Origin of the sequence: Exiguobacterium sp. USCH10 (genome assembly GCF_037619445.1) — a bacterium.
Taxonomy (GTDB): Bacteria; Bacillota; Bacilli; order Exiguobacteriales; family Exiguobacteriaceae; genus Exiguobacterium; species Exiguobacterium aestuarii_A.
Window position 1 is genome coordinate 45,695 of record NZ_JAQPZO010000015.1, and the last position, 7,678, is coordinate 53,372.

Sequence of the window (7,678 nt, forward strand, 5' to 3'; positions counted from 1 at the left end):
CCTATTATTTGATCGCGCCTTGCGTCAATCCTTCTTGTAGATGTTTTTGTCCTGCGAATAACAATAAAAGTGTCGGAATGATGATCAAGACGACCGCCGCCATGACGACGCCCCAATCCGAGGCGACCTCGTTCGACTGCATCTGTTTGATTCCGATTTGGACCGTCCGCGCCTGTTCCGTGTTCGTGACGAGAAGCGGCCATAAGTACATGTTCCAAGTCGTCAAAAAGCTATAGACCGACAATGTGACGAGCGATGTCTTCGATACTGGCAAGACAACGTTCCAGAAGAAGCGGAACCGACTGATCCCAGCAATTTGAGACGCCTCATACATCTCATATGGAATCGTCTTGAACTGTTGCCGGAGTAGAAATGTTCCGAACGCAAGTGCGAAGAACGGCACCGATAGTCCCCAGACGGTGTTGAGCCAGCCAAGTGACTGGATTGTCAAAAAGTTCGGCACCATCGTCGCTTCCCATGGGACCATCATCGTCGCGAGGAAGAGCATGAAAATGAGCCCTTTTCCTTTAAAGTCGATGAAGACGAATGCGAATGCCGCGAGGCTCGACAAGACTACCTGTCCGACCATCACGAGAAGCGCGACAATCAGACTGTTCACTAAGTAAGTCAGCATCGGGATTCGTTCGAACGCGGCGATATAGTTCTCAAATGACGGGTCGCGTGGGAGCAGATGTCCCTGGAGCACTTCCTTCCCGTCCATCAGACTGATCGAGAACGCATAGGCAATCGGGAACAGCATGACGACGGCGCTCAAGACGAGTAAGACATATACGCCTATATTCCGTAGTCTCATTGGTAATGCACCTTCCTTTCGACAAGTTTAAATTGGAGCCATGTCAACAAAAGGACGGCGATAAATAAGAGCACGGCTTGTGCACTGGCACTCCCGACGTTGTAGTTGATGAACGCGTCTTTATAGATGGCATAGACGATGACGTTCGTCGCATTCGTCGGTCCGCCTTTCGTCAACAAATCAATCTGTCCGAACGTCTGGAAGGCGTTGATGAGTGAGATGATGCCGACGAAGAAGAGCGTCGGGGACAACATCGGGATTGTGATCGCGCGTAACTGCGTCCAATAGCTCGTTCCGGCAATATCCGCACTCTCGTAGAGCGTTCGGTCGATGTTTTGCAGACCGCCGAGAAGAATCAAAAACGTGAAGCCGATATTCATCCAAACGGTCGCAATCGAAACGGATAGGAGCGCATATTGCGGGTCTAGAAGCCACTGTACGCCGCTGGCACCGATTGCTTCGAGAAACCGGTTGAAGATCCCGATTGACGGGTTATACATGAACATCCAGATGACCGACGAGGCGGCGACACTCATCCCCATCGTCGCCGAAAAGGCTGTTCGAAAGATGCCAATGCCTTTCAACTTCTCATTGGCAAGGAGTGCGAGACCGAGTGCAATCAGAATCGTCAGCGGGACCGTCAAGAGGACGAATCCGACCGTCGCCTGGATGCTTTGCCAAAACGCCGCACTCGTGAACAAGTTGCTGTAATGACCGACGCCGACAAATTCGAGTGGCGTCCCTTGCGTATCCGTCCGAAAGAAGCTCAAGTACATCGTCCGGAGGAGCGGATAGACGAGAAAGACACCAAACAAGATGATGGACGGAGACAAGTACAACAGCCCGCTCGCCGCGTCCGACAGTCTCGTGCGGACCTTCTCCCTCGGTAAGGCGACCGTCATTGGAACACCTCCAACGCCTCAAACAACTTCGGCTGTCGTGGCTCGATGCGATGCCCGTTCGCGTCAAAGAGCGACATCTGTTTCGGATCCACATAACACGCGACTTTTTCTCCGACGGTGAGTGGCCATTGTCCTGACCATTTCGCCAGCCATTCATTGCCACCGACATCGAACGCAAGGATCGTCTCGGTCCCGAGTACTTCGATGTTTTTCAGCTCTGCATAAAACGTCACGTCTTCGTCTGCCGGTTTGATCTGTTCCGGACGTACGCCGAGCGTCGCTTCTGACACTTCTGTCAATGCGTTCGGATGGAACAGGCGGCCGTCTGCTGCCATCCACCCTTTTTCTTGTCGGGTGACCTCGACCAAGTTCATCGGTGGTGATCCGATAAATGAAGCGACGAACGTGTTCGCCGGTTTGTTGTATAGGTCAAGCGGCTTCCCGACTTGTTGCACTTCCCCTTCATTGAGAAGCATGATCCGGTCCGCCATCGTCATCGCCTCGACTTGGTCGTGTGTGACATAAATCATCGTCAGTCCAAGTTTTCGCTGTAACTGGCGAATCTCCGAGCGCATCTTCGCCCGTAGTTTCGCGTCTAAGTTCGAGAGCGGCTCATCCATCAGGCAAATCGGCGCCTCCGTCACGATGGCTCGTGCCAACGCGACCCGTTGTCTCTGACCACCTGAGAGTTCACGTGGCTTCCGTTTCAAATAATCGGTGAGTCCGAGCGTCTCGGCCGCCTGTAGGCAACGCTCACGCTGTTCTAGTTTCGTCAGTCCTTTCGTATGTAGGCCGAACGTGATATTTTTCTCGACCGTCATATGTGGATAAAGGGCATAGTTTTGGAAGACCATCGACAAGTGACGTTCGCTCGGTTTCATCCCGTTTGCTGCCACTCCGTCGATGCGAAGCGTTCCGCCCGTGATGGATTCGAGCCCGGCAATCATGCGAAGCATCGTACTCTTGCCGCAGCCGGATGGTCCAACGAGCGCGAAGAATTCTCCTGCTTCGATTGTCACGTCGATCCCTCGAATGACTTCCGTCTCCCCGAATGATTTTGTCAGTTGTTGTAGTTGGATCGTTTTCATACCAATTCCTCCTTCTGACTTTGGACCTGCCAAAGTCGTTCGTCCCCGGTCGAAACCGCGAATGCCCCATGGTCGAGGGCGCGATGTACATCGATTGGTTGACGAATCATGCCACCCGTCACAATCGGGAAAGAGACTTCCTGGGAAATCTTCTCGACGACTCTCGGAATCAGACCAGGCATGAGTTCAATCGCGTCCGGTTGCTGTGCTTCGGCGAGTTTGAGCCCGCTCGTGACCGCGTCCGAATCGACGAGAAACAGTCGTTGAACCGTCAACAGCCCTGCCCGTTTTGCGTGCTGAAGCACCGATGCTTTCGTCGTGACAATCCCGTCGGCGCCGACACGTTTGGCGAGATAGTCGATTCCATCCCGGTCGAGGCTGATCCCATTGATTCGCTCGGCGTGGAGGAAGACCGTTCGGTTCTCTCGTTTCAAATGCGCCACATAGCGGTCGAGCGTACTGAGCGTCCCCATCATGAGGAACGTCGTCGTCACATCCGTCTTTAAAAACGCTTCGATTTGTTTCGGACTCTTGATTGAGGCAATCATCCGCTCCTGCCCCATTCGTGCAATCGCTTCATTCACTTGAATCATCCTTTCTTGAAAAAAAGGACCAACAGAAACGACACGTCATGGACGTACGGGCTTCTGTTGGTCTCTCAAAGGTTCTACCGGTAAGTATTCACTTGGAAGTGAGGGGGTCTCACAGCTCTTATCGTAGCGGACGATTGTAAAGCTACCATAAAGGAATCGCTAAGTTTCATGAAGGAAACGTAAAAAAACCGATTCACGGGGAATCGGCCAATGTCTGTTCGGCTTTCGCTAATATATCTGATTTGACATCATCGTCTCGCCCTTGCCAATTGCGAACCATCATCTTCATCCGCTGATTTTTTGAGAAACGCTCCTCGTGCCGATCGATGAAGCGCCAGTAAAGGGCGTTGAACGGACAAGCATCCTCTTCGGTCGTATGTTTCGGGTTATACGGGCAATCTCCACAGTAATCACTCATCCGGTCGATATACTTCCCAGAGGCGACATATGGCTTCGTGGCAAGTTTCCCGCCGTCCGCATGCAGGGCCATCCCGAGCACGTTCGGTAAGACGACCCAGTCATAGGCATCGATATACATCTCATTGAACCAGTCGCTCGTCTGTTTCGGTGAGATTTCAAACAACGTCGCGTAGTTTCCGAGCACCATCAGCCGCTGGATGTGATGGTTGTGGGCATGCGCCACGACCGGCTTCAGACTTTGATGCAGACAGTTCAAGTCCGTCTTCGCATCCCAAAAGAAGGTCGGTAAATCGCGTTCATGCTTGAACGTGTTCACCTCTTCATAGCCCGGCATAACAGCGAGATAGACGGCGCGCATATACTCCCGCCACCCGAGGATTTGGCGGACAAACCCTTCAATCGATGACAAGGGAGCGTCAGCCTGACAAGCCGCCTCGACAACTTCATGTGGCGTCAACAGACCGATGTTGATGGCAGCCGACAACAGGCTGTGTGACATCTCTGGTTCATCCGTCATCATCGCATCTTGATAAGGACCGAACGTCTCGAGCCGCTCGTTCACGAATCGATTCAACGCCCGTCTCGCCTCGGTGTGTGTGACCGGCCAATGAAACGGGATCACCTTCCCTGGGTGATCCGAGAATGTCGACTCGACTTTTTTGATGACGTCTTTCGTGATAGCATCCGGTCGGAAATGGATCGCGGACGGAAACGACAGTCCTTCTTTCGGTGGTTTCCGATTTTCCGTATCAAACGACCACTTCCCGCCACGCGGCTTCCCGTCTTCAATTAAAACATCGAACCGTTTGCGCATCTGGCGATAAAACCGATCCATCCGCCACGGTTCGTTTCCGAGCGTATCGGTCGCTTCTTCTTTCGATAAATAGAAGAGCGGGACATCCGTATGTTCGACCAATTTATGTTTCTTACCGAATTGCTTGAGCTTTTTAGTCATCGGTTCATCCGTGACGGCGGTGACATGAATTTCGTCCGGTTCGTACTGGTTTAGATGTTTGTCCCATGCCTCCTGAAACGAATCCGCTTCATGGTAATCGACGGTGTACCCTTTGTCGCGCAACTCTTCCGCAAAGTGGCGCATCGCCGAGAAAATGAGGACGAGTTTTTGCTTATGGTACGGACGCCACGTCGCGCGAGACGTCGCCTCAATCATGACGATGACGTCATCTTCTTTTATATGCTTCAACATCTCGAGTTCGTGTGAGAGTTGGTTGCCAAGTATCCAAAATGAACGCATGTTGTTGACTCCTTTGTTTCATCGATATGCTACAATCAAGCTACCCTTGAAATGAGGTGACAGTATGCTCCCACAAGTGTTCAAAAACTGGGTGGACAGTCAGTACGAAAACCCACGTGGTCCCGTCGGAAAATATATCGGGGAAAAGATGGTGCGCCAACACCGTATCGAAGTCGAGTGGACGATCGAACAGTTACATATGCATCCAAACGCCATCGTACTCGAACTCGGGTGTGGAGCCGGTGATGCGTTATCGACGATTCTTCAAAAGCGGGAGGATGTGAACGTGATCGGTCTCGATCGCTCGAAGACACTCATCGCTTCGGCCAAGAAACGGAACGCCGCGTCCATTCAAACGGGACGAGCTCGCTTGATGGAAGGCGATTTTCATCAGTTGGCGATGATTGACGCATCTATCAATCACGTGTTCAGCATTCACACGCTATATTTTTGGGAAGATGTCACGACCGTCCTGTCAGAAATCGAACGCGTCTTGAAACCGAACGGCACATTCGTCATCACCTATTGCGATGGGAAAGGCGATGTGCAGTGGAACGGGATTGCTGACAGGATTCAGAAAGAGTTCATCCCCGAGGCGACGAAATTCGGATTTCAGGACGTGTCGGTACGGCGAGGTCCCGACTCGCGCGACTATCGTACGGTCGCAGTGATGGGACGTAAACCGCATTCTTAATCAGTACCCGTTTTTCATTCGATTCTTTCACGACAATCTGTTCGGCATGACTGAACATAAAATAATAGGCTAAGCCGATGGTCATCCACGGGCTTAGCCTATTAGCGTTCATGCATACATTTGAAACATGTTCTTCCCGCTCGCCTTTGATTGATACAGTGCGACATCCGCTTCTTTCAACAATTGACGGAGGTCTTTCTCCTCATCAGAATCGTATGGAGCGATACCGATACTTGCTGATAACGGAAGATGAGCGTCCCACTCTTTCAAGACAGTTAACATCCGTTCAGCATACTCGACGACAACTACTTCAGGTAACGCATGTGCGACTTTCACTAAAAACTCATCGCCACCTAAGCGATATACCTTCGAATCATGAATCGGCTCCATCAAGCGTTTCAGACGACGTGCGACTTCTTTTAGAACGAGGTCCCCTTCGTCATGACCAAACGTGTCATTCACAAATTTAAACCCATCTAAATCGATGAGAAAAAGTGCGCCTCCTTGATTCGGATTTGTCTCGAAATAGTTATATAAGTAGTGTCGGTTATACAGATCCGTCAGTTCATCCCGTGAAGCCCGACGTTCGAGCTCTAAGTAATAACTGAACATACGCACTACGCGTTTCAGCAATTGGACACTTTTCGAATCATACTGGGCACTTTTATGATTCGCGACACAAAGCGTCCCGAAGATATCCCCGCTTTTCGTCAAAATCGGGATGCCTAAATACGACTTGATGTTCACTTCCCTCAGTAATGATTGAAGGCGTGTCGACTCGATTTGTTCTTCGATGTCTTCATACATCAAGACTTCTCGCTGATTGAAATCAATTCGATTGCACACCGTATCCTTCAAATCAAAAGACATTCCTTCTTCAAGCATGATGGGAGAATCTTGTGACGACAGTTTGAGGATATGCTGGGTGTCATCTTCAATTGATTTGACACTCCCACGGCTAAAGCCGCAAGCTCACCCTTCAGGATGAGTGGGATTCTGAAGTGCTTGTGCGAGCGCAGTCCATTTCTGTTTTGCTCAAACCTCCAGATGAGGGTGTGCCATCACCCCTCCTGAGACAGATCATATAGATTCCCAGGCTGCTTGACTTTTACCATCAACCACAGGTGCGGTTCGGATATTCATCGCACCGACTACATCTCGATGTTTATTAAATCCGCAAGAACACGAATAGGTACGGTCTTTCGCTTTATTCCGACTCCCGCAAGAAGGGCATGTTTGAGATGTATATGCAGGATTGACATATTCAACCTTGATTCCTTCTAGTTTCGCCTTGTACTCGATAAATAATGCCAAGCGATAGAACGACCATGTATGCAGATTCTTATTGTTTTTACGGCTTGTTCTTGCCGTCTGCCGGATATTCGCCAATTTCTCTAGGCGAATGACAGAAATATTGTTCTCTTTTGCGAAGTCGACGATCTCACGGCTCACCTTGTGATCCTTGTCTTTCATCCAACGCTGCTCCTTGTTGTCCAGTTCCTTGATTGCGTTCAGCTTCTTCTTTTGACCGAGCTCTTTCCGTTTCGCCCGGAACTTTCGTTTCATGTACTTGTTTTCACGACCGTTCCCAAAGAACCTCACCTTATCGCAATCAGTCGATGCGACCGCCGGGACTTTCAAGCCTAAATCCACACCAAGGACCCTTGAGCCCGTCTTTTCGATTGTGAGGATTGTAACGGCGATTTGGGCAATCCACTTATCAGACTTTTTCGTAATGCGCACCGCACCCAACTTGTTATTAAGAAGCGAGAAGTTGCGATTGTGTTTGTCGACCATTTCTGCTCTAATTGGTGTTTTCTTTGCTTTTCCATCTACCATGATAGGAAGAGAGATGGACTCGAAGTCAAACGAATAGTTCTGATTGTTCCATGTGCAGTAAGGTTTCTTTAGG

General features: G+C 50.4%; 8 protein-coding genes. 1 reads left to right on the top strand and 7 read right to left on the bottom strand.

From position 1 onward, the window contains the following. Positions 1–4: 4 nt before the first annotated feature. The 5 genes from PQI28_RS15075 to PQI28_RS15095 form a co-directional block, all read right to left on the bottom strand. A complete protein-coding gene (locus PQI28_RS15075; protein ID WP_339963789.1) occupies positions 5–814 on the bottom strand; it encodes a carbohydrate ABC transporter permease in 810 nt (269 codons plus the stop codon). Then, complete coding sequence (locus tag PQI28_RS15080; RefSeq protein ID WP_339963790.1) at positions 811–1,716, bottom strand: carbohydrate ABC transporter permease; 906 nt, start codon at positions 1,714–1,716, stop codon at positions 811–813. Before PQI28_RS15080 ends, PQI28_RS15075 begins: the two co-directional genes overlap by 4 nt. Beyond that, complete coding sequence (locus PQI28_RS15085) at positions 1,713–2,804, bottom strand: ABC transporter ATP-binding protein (RefSeq protein WP_214784742.1); 1,092 nt, start codon at positions 2,802–2,804, stop codon at positions 1,713–1,715. Before PQI28_RS15085 ends, PQI28_RS15080 begins: the two co-directional genes overlap by 4 nt. Then, positions 2,801–3,388 (bottom strand): glycerol-3-phosphate responsive antiterminator, encoded by a 588-nt coding sequence (locus PQI28_RS15090; protein ID WP_445236762.1) that lies wholly within the window; start codon positions 3,386–3,388, stop codon positions 2,801–2,803. The genes PQI28_RS15085 and PQI28_RS15090 overlap by 4 nt, the downstream gene beginning before the upstream one ends. A 202-nt stretch (positions 3,389–3,590) precedes the next feature. Next, complete coding sequence (locus PQI28_RS15095) at positions 3,591–5,072, bottom strand: cryptochrome/photolyase family protein (protein WP_339963791.1); 1,482 nt, start codon at positions 5,070–5,072, stop codon at positions 3,591–3,593. Positions 5,073–5,136: 64 nt separating this feature from the next. Between PQI28_RS15095 and PQI28_RS15100 the strand changes: the two genes are divergently transcribed. Further along, on the top strand, positions 5,137–5,766 hold the full coding sequence (locus PQI28_RS15100) for a class I SAM-dependent methyltransferase (RefSeq protein ID WP_339963792.1): 630 nt from the start codon (positions 5,137–5,139) through the stop codon (positions 5,764–5,766). A gap of 108 nt (positions 5,767–5,874) precedes the next feature. On the opposite strand, the gene PQI28_RS15105 is transcribed toward PQI28_RS15100, so the two are convergent. Both PQI28_RS15105 and PQI28_RS15110 read right to left on the bottom strand, forming a co-directional pair. Continuing rightward, positions 5,875–6,651: a sensor domain-containing diguanylate cyclase gene (locus tag PQI28_RS15105; RefSeq protein WP_339963793.1), complete on the bottom strand. Its 777-nt coding sequence runs from the start codon at positions 6,649–6,651 to the stop codon at positions 5,875–5,877. A gap of 195 nt (positions 6,652–6,846) precedes the next feature. Then, positions 6,847–7,678: RNA-guided endonuclease InsQ/TnpB family protein (locus PQI28_RS15110; RefSeq protein ID WP_339963794.1), on the bottom strand; the 832-nt coding region annotated here is incomplete at its 5' end.